Source organism: uncultured Alcanivorax sp. (assembly GCF_947258575.1).
Lineage (GTDB): Bacteria > Pseudomonadota > Gammaproteobacteria > Pseudomonadales > Alcanivoracaceae > Alcanivorax.
In genome coordinates this window covers 85,359-103,982 of record NZ_CAMYIV010000003.1, presented here as the reverse complement: position 1 = coordinate 103,982, position 18,624 = coordinate 85,359, and the positions used below count along the sequence as shown (strand labels likewise).

At 55.4% G+C, this 18,624-nt stretch carries 19 protein-coding genes; 12 read left to right on the top strand and 7 right to left on the bottom strand.

Features of this window, described 5'->3' with window-relative positions:
- Positions 1-3 precede the first annotated feature (3 nt).
- Genes Q0Y02_RS02730 through Q0Y02_RS02720 form a run of 3 tightly spaced genes read right to left on the bottom strand, consistent with a single transcriptional unit; the run spans position 4 to position 2,117 of the window.
- Positions 4-639 (bottom strand): methylthioribulose 1-phosphate dehydratase, encoded by a 636-nt coding sequence (locus tag Q0Y02_RS02730; RefSeq protein WP_297764078.1) that lies wholly within the window; start codon positions 637-639, stop codon positions 4-6.
- A 4-nt stretch (positions 640-643) separates the two neighbouring features.
- Positions 644-1,672: an S-methyl-5-thioribose-1-phosphate isomerase gene (gene mtnA / locus Q0Y02_RS02725; RefSeq protein WP_297764075.1), complete on the bottom strand. Its 1,029-nt coding sequence runs from the start codon at positions 1,670-1,672 to the stop codon at positions 644-646.
- Positions 1,662-2,117: a PGPGW domain-containing protein gene (locus tag Q0Y02_RS02720; RefSeq protein WP_297764072.1), complete on the bottom strand. Its 456-nt coding sequence runs from the start codon at positions 2,115-2,117 to the stop codon at positions 1,662-1,664. The genes mtnA and Q0Y02_RS02720 overlap by 11 nt, the downstream gene beginning before the upstream one ends.
- Before the next feature lie 123 nt (positions 2,118-2,240).
- Between Q0Y02_RS02720 and Q0Y02_RS02715 the strand changes: the two genes are divergently transcribed.
- Positions 2,241-2,699: a DUF2489 domain-containing protein gene (locus Q0Y02_RS02715; RefSeq protein WP_286827491.1), complete on the top strand. Its 459-nt coding sequence runs from the start codon at positions 2,241-2,243 to the stop codon at positions 2,697-2,699.
- A 120-nt stretch (positions 2,700-2,819) separates the two neighbouring features.
- Here the strand turns inward: Q0Y02_RS02715 and Q0Y02_RS02710 are convergent, their stop codons facing one another.
- Positions 2,820-3,557 (bottom strand): DUF3108 domain-containing protein, encoded by a 738-nt coding sequence (locus tag Q0Y02_RS02710; RefSeq protein ID WP_297764064.1) that lies wholly within the window; start codon positions 3,555-3,557, stop codon positions 2,820-2,822.
- Positions 3,558-3,584: 27 nt separating this feature from the next.
- Between Q0Y02_RS02710 and Q0Y02_RS02705 the strand changes: the two genes are divergently transcribed.
- Both Q0Y02_RS02705 and Q0Y02_RS02700 read left to right on the top strand, forming a co-directional pair.
- Positions 3,585-4,262 carry a hypothetical protein gene (locus Q0Y02_RS02705; RefSeq protein ID WP_297764061.1) on the top strand — a complete coding sequence of 226 codons (678 nt, stop codon included), beginning with the start codon at positions 3,585-3,587 and terminating at the stop codon, positions 4,260-4,262.
- Positions 4,252-4,641, top strand: a complete 390-nt coding sequence (locus Q0Y02_RS02700; protein ID WP_273009543.1) for a PilZ domain-containing protein — start codon at positions 4,252-4,254, stop codon at positions 4,639-4,641. The genes Q0Y02_RS02705 and Q0Y02_RS02700 overlap by 11 nt, the downstream gene beginning before the upstream one ends.
- A 58-nt stretch (positions 4,642-4,699) precedes the next feature.
- Here Q0Y02_RS02700 and Q0Y02_RS02695 read toward each other — a convergent pair whose 3' ends face one another.
- Entirely contained in the window at positions 4,700-5,326 is a 627-nt protein-coding gene (locus Q0Y02_RS02695; RefSeq protein WP_297764058.1) for a hypothetical protein, read from the bottom strand.
- 405 nt (positions 5,327-5,731) lie between these two features.
- Here Q0Y02_RS02695 and Q0Y02_RS02690 point away from each other — a divergent pair, with 405 nt between their 5' ends.
- Positions 5,732-6,649: a 5'-nucleotidase gene (locus Q0Y02_RS02690; RefSeq protein WP_297764056.1), complete on the top strand. Its 918-nt coding sequence runs from the start codon at positions 5,732-5,734 to the stop codon at positions 6,647-6,649.
- 116 nt (positions 6,650-6,765) lie between these two features.
- Here the strand turns inward: Q0Y02_RS02690 and Q0Y02_RS02685 are convergent, their stop codons facing one another.
- The gene (locus tag Q0Y02_RS02685) at positions 6,766-7,563 is read right to left on the bottom strand and encodes a sulfite exporter TauE/SafE family protein (protein WP_297764053.1); all 798 of its coding nucleotides are present in this window, start codon (positions 7,561-7,563) and stop codon (positions 6,766-6,768) included.
- Positions 7,564-7,742: 179 nt separating this feature from the next.
- On the opposite strand from Q0Y02_RS02685, the gene cysB reads away from it, so the two are divergent.
- Positions 7,743-8,717, top strand: a complete 975-nt coding sequence (gene cysB, locus Q0Y02_RS02680) for an HTH-type transcriptional regulator CysB (RefSeq protein WP_297764049.1) — start codon at positions 7,743-7,745, stop codon at positions 8,715-8,717.
- A gap of 193 nt (positions 8,718-8,910) precedes the next feature.
- Entirely contained in the window at positions 8,911-9,528 is a 618-nt protein-coding gene (gene thrH / locus Q0Y02_RS02675; protein ID WP_297764046.1) for a bifunctional phosphoserine phosphatase/homoserine phosphotransferase ThrH, read from the top strand.
- A gap of 146 nt (positions 9,529-9,674) precedes the next feature.
- On the opposite strand, the gene pabB is transcribed toward thrH, so the two are convergent.
- On the bottom strand, positions 9,675-10,592 hold the full coding sequence (pabB, locus tag Q0Y02_RS02670; protein ID WP_297764043.1) for an aminodeoxychorismate synthase component I: 918 nt from the start codon (positions 10,590-10,592) through the stop codon (positions 9,675-9,677).
- A gap of 544 nt (positions 10,593-11,136) precedes the next feature.
- On the opposite strand from pabB, the gene Q0Y02_RS02665 reads away from it, so the two are divergent.
- From Q0Y02_RS02665 to Q0Y02_RS02640, 6 genes are all read left to right on the top strand, one after another.
- Entirely contained in the window at positions 11,137-11,997 is an 861-nt protein-coding gene (locus Q0Y02_RS02665; RefSeq protein ID WP_297764040.1) for a DUF6160 family protein, read from the top strand.
- A 107-nt stretch (positions 11,998-12,104) separates the two neighbouring features.
- The gene (locus Q0Y02_RS02660; RefSeq protein WP_297764038.1) at positions 12,105-14,018 is read left to right on the top strand and encodes a tetratricopeptide repeat-containing sulfotransferase family protein; all 1,914 of its coding nucleotides are present in this window, start codon (positions 12,105-12,107) and stop codon (positions 14,016-14,018) included.
- A 204-nt stretch (positions 14,019-14,222) separates the two neighbouring features.
- Positions 14,223-15,032 (top strand): C39 family peptidase, encoded by an 810-nt coding sequence (locus Q0Y02_RS02655; protein ID WP_273009530.1) that lies wholly within the window; start codon positions 14,223-14,225, stop codon positions 15,030-15,032.
- Between the two features lie 45 nt (positions 15,033-15,077).
- On the top strand, positions 15,078-16,094 hold the full coding sequence (locus Q0Y02_RS02650; protein WP_297764034.1) for a transporter: 1,017 nt from the start codon (positions 15,078-15,080) through the stop codon (positions 16,092-16,094).
- Between the two features lie 30 nt (positions 16,095-16,124).
- Positions 16,125-17,792, top strand: coding sequence for an outer membrane protein transport protein (locus Q0Y02_RS02645; protein ID WP_297764031.1), 1,668 nt, complete (start codon positions 16,125-16,127; stop codon positions 17,790-17,792).
- Complete coding sequence (locus tag Q0Y02_RS02640) at positions 17,792-18,607, top strand: MalM family protein (RefSeq protein ID WP_297764028.1); 816 nt, start codon at positions 17,792-17,794, stop codon at positions 18,605-18,607. The genes Q0Y02_RS02645 and Q0Y02_RS02640 overlap by 1 nt, the downstream gene beginning before the upstream one ends.
- The last annotated feature ends 17 nt before the right edge of the window (positions 18,608-18,624 follow it).

Sequence of the window (18,624 nt, the reverse complement as noted above, 5' to 3'; positions counted from 1 at the left end):
GGGTCATACTCCTTGCAAACGGCGGCGATCCAGCTCTATGGCGAGCAGGGTCTCCAGCGCTTCAAGTTGACGGTAGCAGGTGGGCAAATCGCTTGCCCAGGTATACAGACCATGGCCGCGGATCAGGTAGGCGTGGCTAATATCACCGTCCGCCATGGCCGCATCCACCTGGTCGGCGAGAGCGGCAATATCCTGGGTGTTATCGAATACCGGGATGACCAGTCGGCTGTCATGGGTCGTAAAGCCTTCCAGGGCCTTGAGCAGCTCGTAGCCTTCCAGGGTGATGCTGTTGGCGGGCCAGTGCATGGTCAGCACCGTGCTGGCATGGCTGTGGGTATGCAGGACGGCGCCCACGGCGTCATGGCGACGGTACAGTTGGGTATGCAGCAGGGTTTCTGCCGATGGCTTGCCATCGCTGGCGGCCTGGCCGTTCATGTCCACGGCCATGATATCGGTTTCCTGCAGCAGTCCCTTGTCCTTGCCGGAGCGGGTAATCGCCGCATGGGTGGCATTCAGGCGCACGGAGTAGTTGCTGCTGGTGGCCGGCGACCAGCCCTGCCGATAGATGCGCTGGCCAGTGGTTGCCAGGGCATGGGCAGCATCCCGGTAAAGGGCGGTAGAGTAGGGGCGCTCAATCATGTTTTTATCCACGAAGATGTGCCAATAGTGTATCGGTGGTGGGGGCTCGTATCACGCCCCGCTCGGTGACGATGGCGGTGATCAGTTCTGCGGGTGTCACATCAAACGCCGGGTTGTACACCGGGCAGTGGGCCGGTGCCAGCGTCTTGCCCTGAATGCTGCGCACTTCGCGGGCGTCACGCTCTTCGATAACAATGTGGCTGCCATCGGGCAGTTCTGCATCAAGGGTAGACAGTGGTGCCGCAACGATAAAGGGAATGCCGTGGTGGCGTGCCAACACGGCCAGATTGTAGGTGCCGATCTTGTTGGCCGTATCGCCGTTGGCGGTAATGCGGTCGGCACCCACGATCACGGCCTGGACCTTGCCCTGCTGCATAAGCTGGCCGGCGGCACTGTCGGCGACAAGCGTGACAGGGATGCCGTCGTTGAGCAGTTCCCAGCTGGTCAGGCGGCTGCCTTGCAGCCAGGGCCGGGTTTCCCCGGCGTAGACTTCCTGCAGGTTACCGCGTGACCAGGCGGTGCGGATGATACCGAGCGCCGTGCCATGACCGCCGGTAGCCAGGGCACCGGTGTTGCAGTGGGTATAGACGCTGGCGTTGTCTGGCAGCAGATCGGCACCCAGTTCGCCCATGCGTTGATTGGCCGCCAGGTCTTCCTGGTGAATAGCCTGCGCATCGGCTTTGAGGGCGCTGATCAGCGCGGCACCGGAAAGGTCGCTGGCGACTCCCTGCAGACGCTCCAGGGCCCAGAACAGATTGACGGCCGTAGGGCGGCTGGCGGCAAGGGTGGCAATGGCAGGCGCGAGCGCCAACGCTGAAGCGTCATCGCCCAGACGCGCAGCCTCCAGGGCGAGGCCGTAGGCGGCGGTGATGCCAATGGCAGGTGCGCCGCGAACCACCATGTCATGAATGGCGGTAGCGGCATCGTCGCTGCCGTGGATCGGCAGCCAGATGGTTTCCGCCGGAAGACGTCGCTGGTCGAGCAGCTCGAGGTGGTCGTCATGCCAACGGATGGCAGCGCTGTTAATGGCCATCGGTGATGTCCTTGTCATGTCCGTCAGGATGTTTCAGGGGTGTTCTGTGGTATTTACGGCGAATCCAGTTGGCTGTCCGGAAGACGCCAGGGCGGCGCATGATAGCGCGTTCCAGACGGTATTTCCCCGGAAAAGTGCTGGCCATTAATGCTATCAGAATGGTCAGCAGCCCTTGCCCGGGAAGCACCAGCATCACAATGCCAGCAACCAGTAATAATATCGCCAGGACGTTTCGAATCAGCCAGAAACACCACGCCAGAGGGCCTCGCTGGGTGTGGGGCTGATAGCTCTCGGTGAAATAATCCTCAGGCATGCGCAGTAATAGCCAGGGAATGGCGACACAGGAGGCCAGGGCCATGACAATACCGCTTACCGTGAGTGCCGGCAGCCAGGGTTCCAGTTGCTGAGCCAATGGCTTCAGCCAGACGGATAACTCTGCGTTCAATGTGCCTCCGGTTTGCGGTGCTGTAGCAGAGAGAGTGTGCCGCGTACAATGCGGCTATGCCCAAGGATTTTCAATGCCGACGGCATGGCTTTTTATCTTCACAGACTCCAAGGAGAATGCGTTATGGCCCAGGCCGGACAACTTATACTGGCAGCCTTGATTGGGCTGTTGATTGGTGCAGCCCTGGGCCTGGTGCTTTGGCGATTCTGGCTGGCCCGCCGTGAGGCACGGGAAACCCGCGCTCAGCAGGTGCACATTATCGAGAGTCTTGACGTGTTGTGCCGCGCTGTGGAGCAGAAACAGGTGGAGTTAAGCGAGGCCTCCATTCGTATCAGTGCCCTGTTGGATTGCCTGCCTGACAGCATCGAACCGAAAGTGGATCTGGCTGCCATTCATCAGTTTGCCGAAACCTGTCAACAATTTGATCGTGGTGAGCAGCGCCAGGAGCTGACCCCCCGGGCGCGATTCCAGCAGGATTCCCGTCGCTGGCAGCTGGAAGAGGATCAGGATGAGGTGGTGAACCAGGCGACTCGCCGCCTGGCAAAAGTGCTGCCAACCTGGCGGAGCGGCTTGAGAGTCTAGAGGCCCTCTCAATCACTTTTTGCGTACTCAGCCTGGCCTGAAGGGAACAGTTGTTGTGCTTTGTCGCGAGGGGCGGGTGGCTGCCTTTCCTGGCGACAAAGGGCAGCCGATGAGGAGGGTTCAGGGGTTCGTAGCCAGATAACGGAACGACGTCAACTCAATGCGTCCCCGCACGAACAGATTTTCCTGATGGTCCATGCGGACCATGAAGTAATCCAGCTCCCGGGCTGCCCAGAACCGGGAGCGCTTGCCCCGCTCCGGATAATCCCGCTCTATACTGGCGGCATCCCAGTCTCCGGCGGGAGTCTCCAGATTTTCCACACCCAGAGAGCGGTATTGGTAGTTTGCCATGCCGTCTGGTTCTGCTACCGGATAACTGAACTCTGCGTCTCCCCTGGCCATGTTGCAGCGCGCCACCATGGCGACACTCAAGGCATCCAGCGCCTCATCGACCAGTGGATAGATCGCCTTGCTGCCCTGGGCTTCACGGTCTTGCCAGTCAAACACAATCTCCCCTTCGCGGCGCAGGCCGAAGCCGGCGCTGGCATGGCGATAGTGATGGGGGCGAGCGGTGCAATCATGCCAGCGGAAGGTGGCGATTTCTTCATGTTGAAACAGGCGATTTTCAATCCGGAAATGCAGTCGGTAGTCCTGCTCTTCCTGCGTTAGACGGATGGTGGCATTGAGGCCCAGGGGAATGCCATTGACCACAACGCGGTACTCGGCTTCAGCAGGCTGGAGCGCTATCGGGAAGGGGGCAGGCTGATCGCCGGGTTGAGCAAACAATGACTGGGACGCCAAAAGCAACAGGCCCGACAGCAGCCGTAAGGGCCGCAGGATTACAGTATGATTCGCCACTTTCCCAGTGTCCCCAGTTAAATGAGTATGGATGATAGCACGCTCCACATTGCGTTCGAGGCCTCACAACCCCTTCAGCAGTCCATTGAAGGCTTTATTGATGGCATGCTGGCTGAGCCCGGACGTTGTCACCTTGAAGAACTGGATGCTCTGGTTGTGCCTTTTGTCGATGAAGTGCTGTCTGTGTTCTTCAAGGGGCCGCTGCAAGCCGCCGAGGCAAAGGGGGCATCGGCAAGGTTGATTCTGGGTGCCATGAGAGTGATAAACCGGTCAGCGAACAGTCTGATTGGTCGCTTGATGAAAAATACCACGCTCGACGAGCAACTGGCTCTGGCTCGATATTTCCAGAATCTGCGCCGTTATCAAGGTGGCAAATTGTATGTGGCTTACCCCCTCAGACCGGCCATGGCAGAAAAGGCCTGCCTGGTGTTCCAGGCAGGGTTGCTTGGCGAAGAAGACATGGCCGGACTGCTGGATGTGATGCAAGCGATCAATGATGGCGCGATCACTCATTTCATGGACAACTCCGTAGCTTGTCTGACATTGGGGCGGGTAAACCGTGCATTAGTATCGGCTGCTCGTGTTACAATTTGTAAAGCGACGGCATCAGCCACTCACAAGGGGTTGCCGGGCATGGAGGCCAGCGCCAGGACGGCGGTGGTGCGTTATTTTGATCAGATGCTGATACGGTTCGATGATGGATAGCAGGGAAAACCGCGGTGCCAACCGCCGCAAGCTGGCACGAATCAATACCCAAATGCGGGTAGATATCTTTCGCCACCGATTGATTGGCGGATGGCGCTTTGTGACCCGTGCCAAGGCCATGGACTACAACCGCTATGGAGTGGGTCTGACGTCACCGGTGAGTCTGTCACGGGGTGCCCGCCTCAAGCTGGACTTGTATGCGCCTGGCATGATTCTGCGTCAGGTATCGGCAGAAGTGGTCAGTTGTCATCGGGCGGGACAGGCATACCGGATTGGTTTACGCACCTATTCCAACTTGCGTGAGTTGGCTGGCGACGCGCGGCAGCATCAAATCCGTTATCTGGCAGGAATGGAAGAACAGCTTTCCCCGCAGGGGTAAGACTGATTGCGAATACAAAAAAGCCGCCCTGAGGCGGCTTTTTTGATAGTGGCTTGGCTCAGTCGCCTGAAGAAGGCGCTGCGGCTTTCTTCTTGGCGGGAGCCCGCTTGGCAGGTGCTTTCTTCTTGGCAGCTGCTTTCTTGGCGGGGGCCTTTTTGGCAGCTGCTTTCTTCTTGGCAGGAGCCTTGCGAGTAGCAGCCTTCTTGGCAGCTGCTTTCTTCTTCGCCGGTGCCTTTTTGGCAGCCGCTTTCTTGGGCGCTACACGGCGCTCAATTTCCTTGGCGCGTTTTTCCAGGTCTTTCTCGTACTGACCGATAACCCGGGACAGGCTGTGGGCCTGCTTGGCGGTGGCCTTCAGAACCCGAACCTCGGTTTCCAGGATGCGCTTGCGGCCCTGGGAGGTTTCCACCTGTTTGCGGGCATCTTCTGCCGCCTTGCGGGCGCGCTCGATCTGTTTCTTGACGGTGGCGGTGGCACGGTCACGGTATTCCGCCTGCAGCTTTTCAACTTTGGCGAAGTACTCCCGCTGACGCTTCATTTCCTGGTTAAGGCGATCGCGCACCTTCTCCAGCTGTTTCTCAAGTTGACTGATCTGTTTCTCGCGTTCCTTGTCGAAGCGCTCAGCCAGCTTGCGAATCTGAGCCTGAAGTTCCTCGACAGTATCTTTCACCTTGCTAGCAGCCATGGATGACTCCCTTTCCCCTTCGGATTGTTCGTAGTGGCTTTGTGCTGGAGAGCAGCAATGCCCGGATTCAATAGTAACGTGCAACGCCGTTGCTGTAGCAACTTTATGCCACATCCTACGACTGAACAACCATTGATCAATTAAAGAACGCCGGGCGCGACTTATTAGCAGCGGTTTGATTGCGGCCCTCGGAGGAGGGCGCAGGCAAGTAACAGCGGTTGTCGTGCACGAAGAGACAGACGAAACCGGTAGCAAAGCGATGCCTGGATCGCGAATCAGACCACACTGCAACACAGGGATCACCTCCTGCTAAAGCACTGGCACACCTGGTGCTGCGTTGTGCTGTTGCGATTCAAAGTGGCGCGCAGGATACTGGGCGAAACTCACCTTCACCCGGGACATATCATGCCGGTTTCCTTTGATGGCAAGCTGGTTATCGCGATCAGCTCACGTGCCTTGTTCAATCTTGCAGACAGCCACAAGGTCTACCTGGAAGAGGGCCTGGAAGCGTTTCAGGATTACCAGACCCGTCATGAAGACGATGTGCTGGAGCCGGGGGATGCTTTCACGCTGGTGCAGAAGCTGCTGGCTATCAACGAACTGAAAGAGGGAAAGGGGCGGGTCGAAGTCATTCTGCTGTCGCGCAACAGCTCTGATACCGGCCTGCGGGTCTTCAACTCCATCGAGCATTACGGATTGCCGATCACCCGTGCGGCCTTTGCCGGCGGGCAAAGCCCCCACCGTTATGTGTCTGCGTTCGGCGCCCACCTGTTTCTGTCCACCGACCCGGATGACGTACAGCAGGTACTGGAAGCCGGCTATGCAGCTGCCACCATTCTTTCCGGCGGCCAGTGTCAGCGCCCGGATGGCATTTTGCGGATTGCCTTTGATGGCGACGCGGTGCTGTTTTCCGATGAGTCGGAACAGATTTTCCAGAGTGATGGCCTGGAGGCTTTCACCGAGAATGAAAAACGCTCCGCACGTCAGCCACTGGACGGCGGCCCGTTCAAGCCTTTCCTGGCAGCCTTGCATCAACTGCAGGACAGCTTTCCGGTGGCATCCTGCCCGATCCGAACGGCTCTGGTGACCGCCCGGGGCGCTCCTGCCCACGAACGGGTAGTGCGAACCCTGCGTGACTGGAATATCCGCCTGGACGAAAGTCTGTTTCTGGGAGGCTTGGCGAAAGGGGATTTCCTGCGGGCGTTCGGTGCCGATGTGTTCTTCGATGATCAACAGGGCCACTGCGAATCCGCAGCCCGACATGTGGCGGCCGGCCATGTCCCCCATGGTGTGGCCAATCGGCGAAAAAGTGGGGAAGCCTGAGATCGCGCATTAGCCCGAGGCTTTCTCAGATCCTGCCGGAACCGGCGAACCTGGTTGAGACAGTGCGACTGTTCGCCATGCAGGCATAGCTCCTACGTCTTTAGCAGGGACTTCCTTCAAAACACCGCATACTTGATCCCCAGCGCCAACAAAACCGTCACCAATACCGGGTGCATGATGTGGTTGGGTACCCGATGGCCCACATGCGTGCCGATGTAGATCGCCGGCAGGGACCCCATCAGCAGGGCAGCCAGCAGACTCAGGTCCACATGGCCAAGAGCCAGATGGCCCAGGCCGGCGATCAGGGTAAGGGGGACCGCATGGGCCAGATCAGTACCCACTACCCGAATCGGTGCCAGGGCAGGGTAGAGGATCAGCAATACGGCGGTACCGATGGCGCCGGCGCCCACCGAGGACAGAGTCACGAACACGCCCAGCAGAATTCCCATTGCCACAGTCCACACGCCGGCCCGGTGCTGAGCAGATCCCAGTAAGCCAGATGGGCGGTGGTTCACTATCGCCTGCAGACGATGCTTGAACAGTAGCACCATGGCGGTGACGATCAGGGTTATACCCAGCGCCGTTGTCAGCAAGGGGGCATAGTCGTCGGCATCGGAAGCCAGCAACCAGAGCGCCGCCGCGGTGAGCAGGGCGGCAGGGATGCTACCGGCCGCCATGCGTTTCATAATGGTCCAGTCCACGTTGCGGCGACGGGCATGCATCACCATGCCGGAAGATTTGGTAACGGCGGCATAAAGCAGGTCGGTGCCGATGGCAACCTGAGGCGGGAAACCGAACAGGAGCAGGAGCGGAGTCATCAGCGAGCCGCCACCGACCCCGGTTAGGCCAACAGCAAAACCGACCAGCGCACCGGCGCTTATATAGAGAAGCAGCTCCGGTTGCAGTATCGGCATACAGTGGCTCCAGACAGGTTCTGTGGGAGAAGTACTTGACGGGGCTACTATAAAGACGGTTATCTATGCTTTGAACGAATAATTATTCATATTTTTATAACCAGGTTGAGTTGATATCCTGATTTGCCACAATGGATAGTGACTGAGTCTGGCGCCGTGTTCCGATTGCGGAGGCAAGGATGAAACTGCAGCAACTACGCTACATTTGGGAGGTGGCCCGCCATGATCTGAATGTGTCTGCCACCGCCGCGGCGCTTTTCACTTCCCAGCCGGGTATCAGCAAGCAGATCCGCATGCTGGAGGATGAGCTCGGCGTCGAGGTCTTTGCCCGTAGCGGCAAGCACCTGACCCATATCACTCCGGCAGGCCAGGCGATACTCAAGATTGCCGGCGAAATCCTCCAGCAGACCGAATCGATCCGCCGGGTCTCCCAGGAATACCGGGATGAATCCCGTGGCGAACTCAGCATTGCCACCACCCACACCCAGGCCCGCTATGCCTTGCCGCCTGTGATCCAGCAGTTCACCGGCCGTTTCCCGGATGTGTCCCTGCACATGCATCAGGGCACTCCCATGCAAATCTCCGAGCTGGCTGCCAACGGCAGTGTGGATTTTGCCATCGCCACGGAAGCCCTGGACCTGTTCACCGATCTGGTGATGATGCCCTGTTATCGCTGGAACCGGACAGTGGTGGTGCCGGAGGGACATCCGCTGACCAAGGTGACGCCGCTGACTCTGGAAGCCCTGGCGGAGTACCCCATTGTCACCTACGTGTTCGGCTTTACCGGCCGCAGCAAGCTGGATGATGCCTTTGTCGACAAGGGTCTGGAGCCGAAAGTGGTGTTCACCGCTGCTGATGCGGATGTGATCAAAACCTATGTCCGCCTGGGCATGGGGGTGGGAATCATTGCTCACATGGCCGTGGATCCTGTGGAAGACAAGGGGCTGGTAGCGCTGGATGCCGGGCACTTGTTTGAATCCAGCACCACGCGTATCGGTTTCCGCAAGGGGACCTTCCTGCGCGGCTTCATGTATGACTTCCTGGAGGCCTTCGCGCCGCACCTGACGCGGGATCAGGTGGATGCCGCCATCAAGGCCCCCAACCGGGAGGAGCGTGAAGCCCTGTTCGAGGGCATCGAGCTACCCATTCGCTGACAGTCGCAAACCACTATGGTCGCGATGCTCGCATGGCGGTAAGCGGGCAAAGCCTGGCCCCTGGGCGGTGTGCGCATCACCCCATAAGATCCACTTTCACACAATTGCATTACCCCAAATCCAGCCTCCCCGTTGCAAAGCCCCCGGGGCGCCGCTACATTGTGCGCGCCTTATTAACCCAAAGGGGAAAACCGTGGAATTGCTGTGCCTGGACCTGGAAGGGGTGTTGATCCCCGAAATCTGGATCAACTTTGCGGAAAAGACCGGTATCGACGAGCTGCGTGCCACTACCCGGGACATTCCGGACTATGACGAGCTGATGCGCATGCGCCTGCGCATTCTGGATGAGCATGGCTACGGGCTACCCGACATCCAGGAAGTCATCGATACCCTGGACCCCATGGAGGGTGCCAAAGAGTTTGTCGAGTGGGCGCGTGAGAACTTCCAGCTGATCATCCTTTCTGACACCTTCTACGAGTTTGCCAGGCCGCTGATGAAGAAGCTGGGTTGGCCGACCCTGTTTTGCCATCGCCTGGAAGTGGACGAGAACGGCAGGATCACCGACTACAAGCTGCGCCAGAAGGATCCCAAGCGGGCATCGATCAAGGCATTCCATTCCCTGAACTACCACTGCATCGCGGCAGGTGATTCCTACAACGACACCACCATGCTGTCAGAAGCGGAACAAGGCATCCTGTTCCACGCCCCGGACAATGTGATTGCCGAATTCCCCCAGTTCCCCGCCGTGCACAGTTACGAGGACCTGAAAAAGGAAATCGTCAAAGCGAGCCCGCGCGATATCCCGCTTTAAGGCAGGCAACACGCTTCGTGCACCAGCGTGAAGCGTGCATAGCATGAGCTGGAAACGAAAAAGCCGCGCCCAGAATCCGGGTGCGGCTTTTTATAGAAGGGCTCGGCTTTAGAGTGTTGCATGAGGCGTACTGCTGCTAGTGCTGATTACAGAAACCGTTCTTCCAGCGCCCCCATCAGCTTGGCAACTTTAAAGCAGCTCTCCTCATATTCCGCCTCCGGCACAGAATCGAACACGATACCGCCCCCGCCATGACAATAGAGCCTGTCGCCTTCGGTTTGCAGTGTGCGAATAAGAATGTTGCTGTCCAGATTTCCCCGGTTGTCCATCCAGAAGAAGCTTCCGCAGTAGGCGCCACGGGGCGCTGGCTCCAGCTCGGCAATAATCTCCATGGCCCGCTTCTTCGGAGCACCGGTGATAGAGCCGCCGGGAAATGCGCCGAGCAGAGCATCCAGTGGGGATAGATCCCGGCGCAGGGTGCCAGTCACTGTGCTGACCAGATGTTGCACGTTGCTGAAACGGCGTAACTCGAAAAGCGGATCCGCCTGAATGCTGCCGGCCTCACAACAGGCCCCCAGATCATTGCGTAGCAGGTCCACGATCATCAGGTTTTCGGCGCGATCCTTGGGGTTGGAGAGCAGCTCATCGCCAAAAGCCTGATCTTCTTCAGGACTATTGCCACGCGGGCGCGAGCCCTTGATCGGCTCGGACATCACCTGTCGGTTACGGATAGATAGAAAACGCTCCGGCGAGACCCCGAATATCTGACTGTCTCCGGCATCAAAGTAGCAACTGTGCGGGGCAGGGTGGGCCTCTTGTAGCGCCAGCCAGGCCGTAAGGGGATCGCCGTGGAAGTGGGCGCTGAAACGCTGGGCCAGATTGACCTGGTAACAGTCGCCGGCAGCCAGATATTCCTTGATCCTCGCCAGGCTGCGCAGATAATCCTCCCGACTTTGTTCTGCCTTAAATTCCCCTTCGAGGGAAAAGGATGTCGTTGCCTGGCGGCTCTTCAGGCTGCGGACGGGCTCGGGGCCGTTCTTGTAGAGGTGAATAATGGCAGGCATGACGGAATGGCTTTGGTCACCGCTACCGCGCGAGGAGGAAGGGGTAATTGCTCCCCTTAACCATGCTCCTGCCTCATAAGGTAGTATCCCGGCAGCAAAGGCGTAGCCTCCCTCTAGGGCCTTTTCAGCTTCCCGAACACAAGTGACAAGCTCCGCCTCGCTGTTGGCAGATAGCGTTAGCGCGGGCCGGCTTAGTGCGACCAGTCCGTTTGTATTATTGAAGAGACAGCTCGGTGACATCATGGGCAACCAGTTTCAGGAGCGACTAGTCTACCTGTCGGGCTGAAACTTGCCCAACTCTGTTACTGCGCGTAACAGATAGACTTTAACCGGCATACTGTTTACATCTGTGTTCGATTGATACGAGCGTGCACATGAGTACAAAAACTAATAAAAACAAATGCCTATGCTATTAAAGTGACGTCATCGAGTTTTGTAACGGATGCATTTGTTTTTGTAACCATTGTGTTAACTTAGATGCGTGCCGATCAAACGTGGCACCCGAACGATTACAACAAAACGTTGTGCACACGAGGAGATAACAATGAAATTCAAGAAGCTTGCTCTGGCGGCCGCCGTTGCAGCCCTCCCGGCTACCGGTTTTTCCATGGAAGCCATGGAAGATAGCGCTCTGTCCGGCGTGACTGGTCAGGATGGTATTAGCATTGGCCTCAACACTGAACTGAGTGCTGAACTGCGTATTCACGATGCTGACGGTTTTACCGATCCCGCTGGTGTCACTGCTAATGATCGTACTGATTCTGCGGCACTTATCTTCCAGGACTTTGCCATTACTGCTATCGGTGGTGGTGCTGCTCAGATCGACCTGGAAATTGATTCAGGTACCAATGCTGGTAATGATCCGACTTTGAACATCAACGTGGATCTGGCTAACGGTATTGATGTGAACATGGGTGATCTGGACGTGGCGGATTCCGGTCGGACTACTGCCTCCACAATTAGTGCAGGTTGGACGGTTGGCACTTCCGTTGGCACGAACCGCGTAGACAGCGTGATCAGCCTGGGCTCCCTGACTCTGGGTGCGGGGACTTCCCTGAACATCCAGCTGGGTAACGAAGCTCAAGGTGACATGATCGCTATCGATACCACTATTTCTAATGGTATCTCCATTAGCGGCTTTGCTATCAATGATGCTGACAGCGGTGGCGGTATCAGCCAGGATGTAAGCATCGTGGATAGCGCTGGTGCCAATCTGACTGTCGCTACTGGTATTAATGTCGATGCTGATTCCCTGAACATTGGCCTTGCCGGGATTGGTGATGCTGGCGGTATGAATGTTCGTCTGGCTAACCTGAACATCGGTGACGGTACTGGCGGCAACGTGGGTGATATCGAGCTCGTTGGCCTGCAGCTGTCTGGTAGCCTGGAAATTTCTGGCCACTAAAGCTGAAGCTTGCCGTATGGCTTGCAAACCAAAACCCGGCCTTTTCAGGTCGGGTTTTTTATTTTTTTTAACGATATATAGTTAATTTATTTTATATCGATGATTTCATGGCCATGAATCAAACCCCGAATGCCCAAGTGCTGGTGCGCCAAGCTGCCTCATTGCTGCAACAGGGCTTTTCTAAAAAGGCGCAGCAGGCTATCAATCTTGCCTTTCAGCAGGGCGCTACGTCCGGTGTGGCGTGGGATATCTACGCCCAGGCATGTGCGAATTTGAATCAGCTACAACCCGCGATTCTCGGCCTCAAGAAGGCCATTTCCCTGGACGGAGGGCGGCTCGACCGTGCCCTTTTATTGGGGCAAATGCTGGTACGGGCTGGACAATGGCAGGACGCTGCAAATATTTATCAGCAGGTAATTCAACAGGACGACAGTCAGGCCAAAGCATGGTTTGGCCTGGGCGAGAGTTTGCTTGGCACCAAGGATGTCGAGCGAGCGTTGCGTTGCTTTAGCGGGGCTTTGCAGCGTGAGCCTGATTTTCCTGAGGCTCGCCAACGCCTTGCAGTGTGTTTTCTGGAAAAAGGCCAGGCATTGAAGGCGCTTCGTCTGCTTGAAAAATTGATTTCAGATTTTCCGGACGCTGCTGGCCCTAAAGTTGATTATGGCGAAGCCTTGCGTCAGGCAAATCGTTATCGGCAAGCCCAGCAGGAGCTGGAAAAGCTTCAAGACCACCCGGTTGTTGGGGTGCTAGCTCGGAGGCGGCTCGTTGATGTGTACTTGCATATCGGTGAATATGATCTTGCTGAAAAATTTCTGGATGGTGTGGATGCTTTGCATCAGAAAGAGCCAGATTGGATTTTGCAACGTGTGCGCCTTGATAACATTCATGGCCGCAATGTTGAAGCCTGTGAGCGTTTGCGTTTTCTGCTGCAAAGCGAGCCGGGAATTGCCAATGGCTGGAAGCAGCTTATGGAGCTCACCAAAAGCCCTCTTAGTGATGGAGAGTTAAGCTGCGTTAAGGAGCAGGCCCGCTTAGCAAGCAAGTTTGGGCGTCAATCGACCGCAGCGGATTTTTATTTCGCGTTGGCTTTTCACTTCGAACTTACCGGGGAAAGGAAGCTGGAATTCCAATCTCTTGAAAAGGGTAACAATTTAAAGCATGGCCTGATCCGCTTCGATTTTGATAACTATCTTTCACGAGTGCTGCCCTCGCGTGAGTGCTATTCCGCGGAAAAAATCCATGAATGGTCGGTGGATTCGAGAGCCCAATCTTCCCCCGCGCCAATTTTCATTCTCAGCCTTCCACGTTCGGGAAGTACTTTGGTAGAGCAGATTCTGGGGGTACATGGAGATGCTGAGGCAACGGGGGAGTCTGACTTTGCCGAGCAGGCCTGGTTTACATTGACTGGTGAGCGCTCTTTGTTTTCTGCTCCTGAGTTACACCGTGAAATGTCAGCAGAAAAGGTCGAAAAATTCCGTCAGTATTATCTTGAGGCGGCGGCAGCTGCCGGTTTTGATACGCGTAAACGTCTGGTAAATAAAGGAATTAACAATCATAAATTTGCCGGATTGCTAAAAGCCGCCTTTCCTGAGGCCAGTTTTATCGATCTTCGGCGGAATATGATGGATGTAGCCTTTGGCTGTTATCGGCAAAATTTTGCCAGTCAGTTATTCAGCTTTTCCATGGACGGGTGTGCCCGGGAAGTGGCGCTTTTCTATGACAATATGGCTTTTTGGTATAGCCAACTGCCTGCTCAAGAGTTTCTCCCCCTGCATTATGAGATGCTCGTCAGTAATTTCGAGCCACAGGTCAAGGAGCTTCTTGCTTATTGTTCGCTTTCATGGGATCCACGCTGCCTGGAGTTCCACAGCGCCAAGGGTAAAGTGAGCACTGCAAGCATCAACCAGGTAAATCAGGGGCTCTTTACTCAGGGCGTTGCTCGTTGGAAAAAATATGAGGCTTATCTGGGGCCTATGGTGGATGCCCTCAGATCACAGGGATTGGAGCCATTATCGGACTAGGGGAGGGGGTTGTTTGAAGTTTCCTTTAATAACAAGGCCTTATGGTCGGTGTTGTAAGGGGTAAGCTTTATTTGGGGGCCAGCAAGATTGGCTGGAACGCCACCCGAGTCTGTCTGAATAGGTGGTTGCCTGCCTACTGGGACATGGTTAACATGGCTGCCTATGTTTGAAACAAACAATAACAATAACAGCGGATAACTTGCCATGCTGACGTCCATGCTGGGTGTAGCGCTGATCTACTTTGCCGCCAATGAGTCGGTTGTAGTCGAGCCCCCCGAGAAAGGCGTGATTTATTACGAGCACCCCACTGGTGACGGGCCCCTGCGCGAGAGAGGGGTGGCCGTTAAACCGGTTTCTGAATTCCGTTATCACAATGTCACGCGCCAGGCGTACGACTATTCCTGCGGCTCTGCTGCCTTGACCACCGTATTGAATCAATATCTTGGACGCCAGTTCCAGGAGCGCCAGATCATGGAGGGGCTTCTGCGGTTTGGTGAAACCGAGAAAATTGTTAAGCGGCGAGGTTTCTCCCTTCTTGATATGAAACGTTTGGCAACTGCCTTGGGTCACCCCAGTGGTGGGTTCAAGGCAGAAATGAAAGACATCAAGAGCCTTGATCACCCGGCAATCGTTCCTATCGCATATGGCGGCTTCAAGCATTTTGTGGTGCTGAAAAAATATCAGGATGGCCATATATATGTGGCTGACCCGGCGTTGGGAAATATCAGCTTCACAGAATCAAAGTTTTTAGAGGTTTGGGACCAGAATGTTCTGTTCATTGTCTTTCCCAACGGTTTTGAGCCACAGGATGGTTTGGAGTTAACTGATTATGATCTCCGTTTGTTGGACGAGCGCACGATTAATCGGCTGGCCTTCCAGGAGTTTCCAGTGTTTACCAATACCATCGAAAACTGGGCAGATAAAGCCAGTACGCTTCGCCGGGTATTGATTGAGGAAGAGGATGGCACAGAGCGTGTGATCAATGTGCCAACCCGCACCTATTTCAGAAAATAAGAGCCTGCAGTGGCAAATAAAAAACAGAATAAAGGACGGCTTTGCATGAATATGAAGTCTGGAAAAGTGGCAGCGATTGCTGCACTCCTGCTTGCCCAGCCCGTTGCCTGGGCGGCTGAAAGCGTTGAAGAAGCACGCGATGCCCTGCAGACCAAAGAAGATGATGTGACCGAAGAAAAGAACCTGGAAGAAGTTTTTCAGGCGGCTGAAAAACAGTACTCCCTGTTGCCAAGTGGCCAGATGTCACTGAATTTCTCGGCAAACTATAACTACTACCGGGATGATCGGATTGACATCGCTCTGGATGAGGATAGCGGTAATATCAGCCGATTCCGGATTGAGCAGGATGCCCAGCACTCCTTCGGCTCCTCGCTGTCTTTTGATTATGGTATCTGGAACAACCTGACATTCAATACTCGGCTGCCGGTTTCCTACAAGTACGATACTGAAAAGGATGTCTCCCAGGCAGCCCTGGGTGATGTGTCTTTTGGGTTACGTTATCAGCCGTTCCCGGTGCGTCCCGGCGCGGTAAATACCACACTTTATACCACACTGACGACGCCGACCGGGGACAGCCCTTACGACATCAACGTTAACACTGAGGTGTCCAGCGGCTCCGGTTTCTATTCACTGGGCGGCGGCGTCAGTATGAGCAAGGTTGTTGATCCGGTGGTGTTGTATGGCTCAGTGGGTTATTCAATGGCGTTTGATATTACTGGTATCAATCAGCGGCGTGGCTCGGATACCCTCGAAGAGGTGAACCCGGGGGACAGCATCAACTTTTCCATGGGGTTAGCTTATGCGCTGTCCTACGAGGTGTCTCTGAGCGCCAGCTATCAGCAATCCTATAATTTCGATACCGAGTTTTTCTTTGATGGTGGGCGTATTGCCCGCTCCGAAGACTCTACATCCAGTGTTGTGAATACCTCTATTGGTTTGCGCTCTTCCAAGAACCGAATCATTAACCTGAGTTTCGGCTTCGGTCTGACCGAAGACTCTCCCGACGTGCTGCTTGGGTTGTCCATGCCGATTGATTTCAGCGGCCTGAAACCCGGTGCCTAAGCCGATATTTGCAGTTGTGAGAGGCATGCCATGAAGAACAATAATAAGGCTTTGGTCTGCGGCCTGGCGGCTTTGCTGGCGGGCTTGTTTGCGACAAGCAGCAGAGCCCAGCTGGCTAACAACTTGGCGATTGATGTGCGTGCCATGAGCATGGGCCATGCGGTAACGGCTGATCCCCCAGGCATTATGGCCATTCATTTCAATCCAGCAGGGTTGGCCAAGCTGGACGGACGCAGGGTCGACTTGCAGTTTCTGGCTGCGGACTTCAGTTTGAACTCCGAGTTTTCCGCACCCCCTGACTACAATGTTTTCGGTTTTTCCGATGATCCGGTTGTCTGTAACGACGCACCCAACGATGGTGTGGATTTCTGTCGGGATTTCAAAACCGCCAATAGTACTATTGAGGGCATTTCTCTCTATGTGCCGTTTATTAACGATACGGTGGATTTGCCCCCTGGTCCTTTGATTGCTGGCCCTCTGCCGGCCTTTTCCATTCGTCCAGCAGGTTCCAAGTTCACTTTTGGCACCGCCACGTATCTCCCTATGGCGGCTGGTTTTTACCGTGATGAAGATGATGTCGGCAACTTTATGGGGGAGCGGGTAGCGCTGGAGCGTATTACTTATCTTTCTCCTTCGGTTGGGTATCGTGTCAATGATGAGCTCTCAATTGGTGCTTCCATCGGTATGAGCTTTCAGGCTGTGGCCCTGGAGCAGGATTTTCGTGCCCCCAATGAGCTGTTGGGTTTTGCCAGGGTGCTGGATGAAAGCATCTGTGCGCCTTTTAAAGGCGAGTCCAATATCGCTCTGGATCTGATTCTCTTCGGGATCTGTCGTCCGGAAGAGGGCTTGGGACCGTTCAAGAATCTGGCTTCTCTTGATGTGAAAATGGACCAGCGTTTCAGCCCTTCCTATAACCTGGGGGTACTGTGGGAGCCCCATGAACGTTTTGCCTGGGGTGCTGTGTATCGCTCTGCAGCCAAAACGCATATGCGCGGTGACTACAAGATCAGCTACTCCAATGCTGCCCAGGAGACAATTAATGGTATTGGCGGCTCCGCAACGGGGGCTATTGCCCTGGCGGTGCTTGGCATTCCTTCCCGTGTCGCAGCAGAAGAAGTGGGGCGTGTAAGCATGGATTTGACGATGCCCGCCTCTTTCCAGACTGGCATCAAGATCAGGCCCACAGAAAGACTACAGTTCAACATCGATGCTGTCTGGGCCGATTACAAAGAGTGGGATTCTTTTGATTTCACCTTTGATCGTAGCTCTGCGGTACTAAGCTTGGCTCGTTTGTTTTCGCCTGGATCCACTTCGTCCCGTTTAAGTTACCCGCTGAACTATCAGTCCACCTGGAATCTGGCATTTGGTGCTTCCTATGATCTTACAGGTCGTATCCAGCTTCGTGCCGGTTACGAGCCACGTGCTTCAGCGATTCCGGAGGATCGGCGTAGTCCGCTGGTTCCAATCAATGAGGCGAAGTATTACAGCCTTGGTCTTGGGTATAAATGGGACAAAGACACCGATATCGATCTGGGTATTGCACAGCTGCGAAGCAAGGATGAAATTCCCGCAAATACAAGCTGTGCAGCCAACTGCACTGGTATCGACAATGTGGTCTATAACCCCTACGCCGGACTTGATATCAAAACTGAAGCTACGGTAACTATCATGGGCCTGGCGTTCCGAACTCGGTTCTAATGCAAAAATACTCTTTTCTCTATCCGCTGATACTGTTGCTGGCTGCCTGCCAAGGTCAGCCAGGGCAGGGTGAGCTCTACGTTTATACGGATGCTCAGGGTAACTTGGTCACCATCGAGAAACCCGAAGACAAAAAACCGATTGATGCTGATGGCAGTGCTGGTGGGCTTTCTCTTGCTGAGCCGCTGGAAGACTACCGGCCCAGCGAAGAGATAGACCAGGAGCTTGAGGATAAAGAGCGAGATCGGTTTATTACCTACGTGGACGAAAGTGGCCAGCTAACCAGTCGCCCAGTGGATATGGTGGCTGAACGGGAGGCGCTGGACAGGGTCGAACCGGAGTATGCTGAGGTCGCTGAGAGCGGTTTTCTGGAAACCTACCGCACTATACGGCAGGATTGCTGCCAGCATCTGCTGGAGGAAGCCGTCGAACTTGCCCCAGGGGCCGAAATTCTTGTTACTTTTGACCAAGATAGCCCGGTAATGCTGGGCGATGAGCCACTCAAGGCGATGGCCCTGACACTAAACAAGAATGTGACTACTCTTGATCTGAAGGCCTTCATTCGAAAACAGGACTACGTGGCCGCACAATTGCTGTGGCTTGATGAAGCTGGCCGACCGCTGCTTCTGATTGATCAACCGTTCAGCCGAAAATACCCGGAGACCTGGTACCGATACGGCTATCTGCAAGGAACCTTGCCGCGCGAACCCGGTCAACGTCACTTGGTAGTTTTCCTGCCTTACTTACAAGAGCAGTCGAGTACTGATGGGCTGCAAGCGGTGCTGAAAGGCGAGTTGCTGCTTTCAGCCCAGTGAATTCAGCCGGGTAGAAC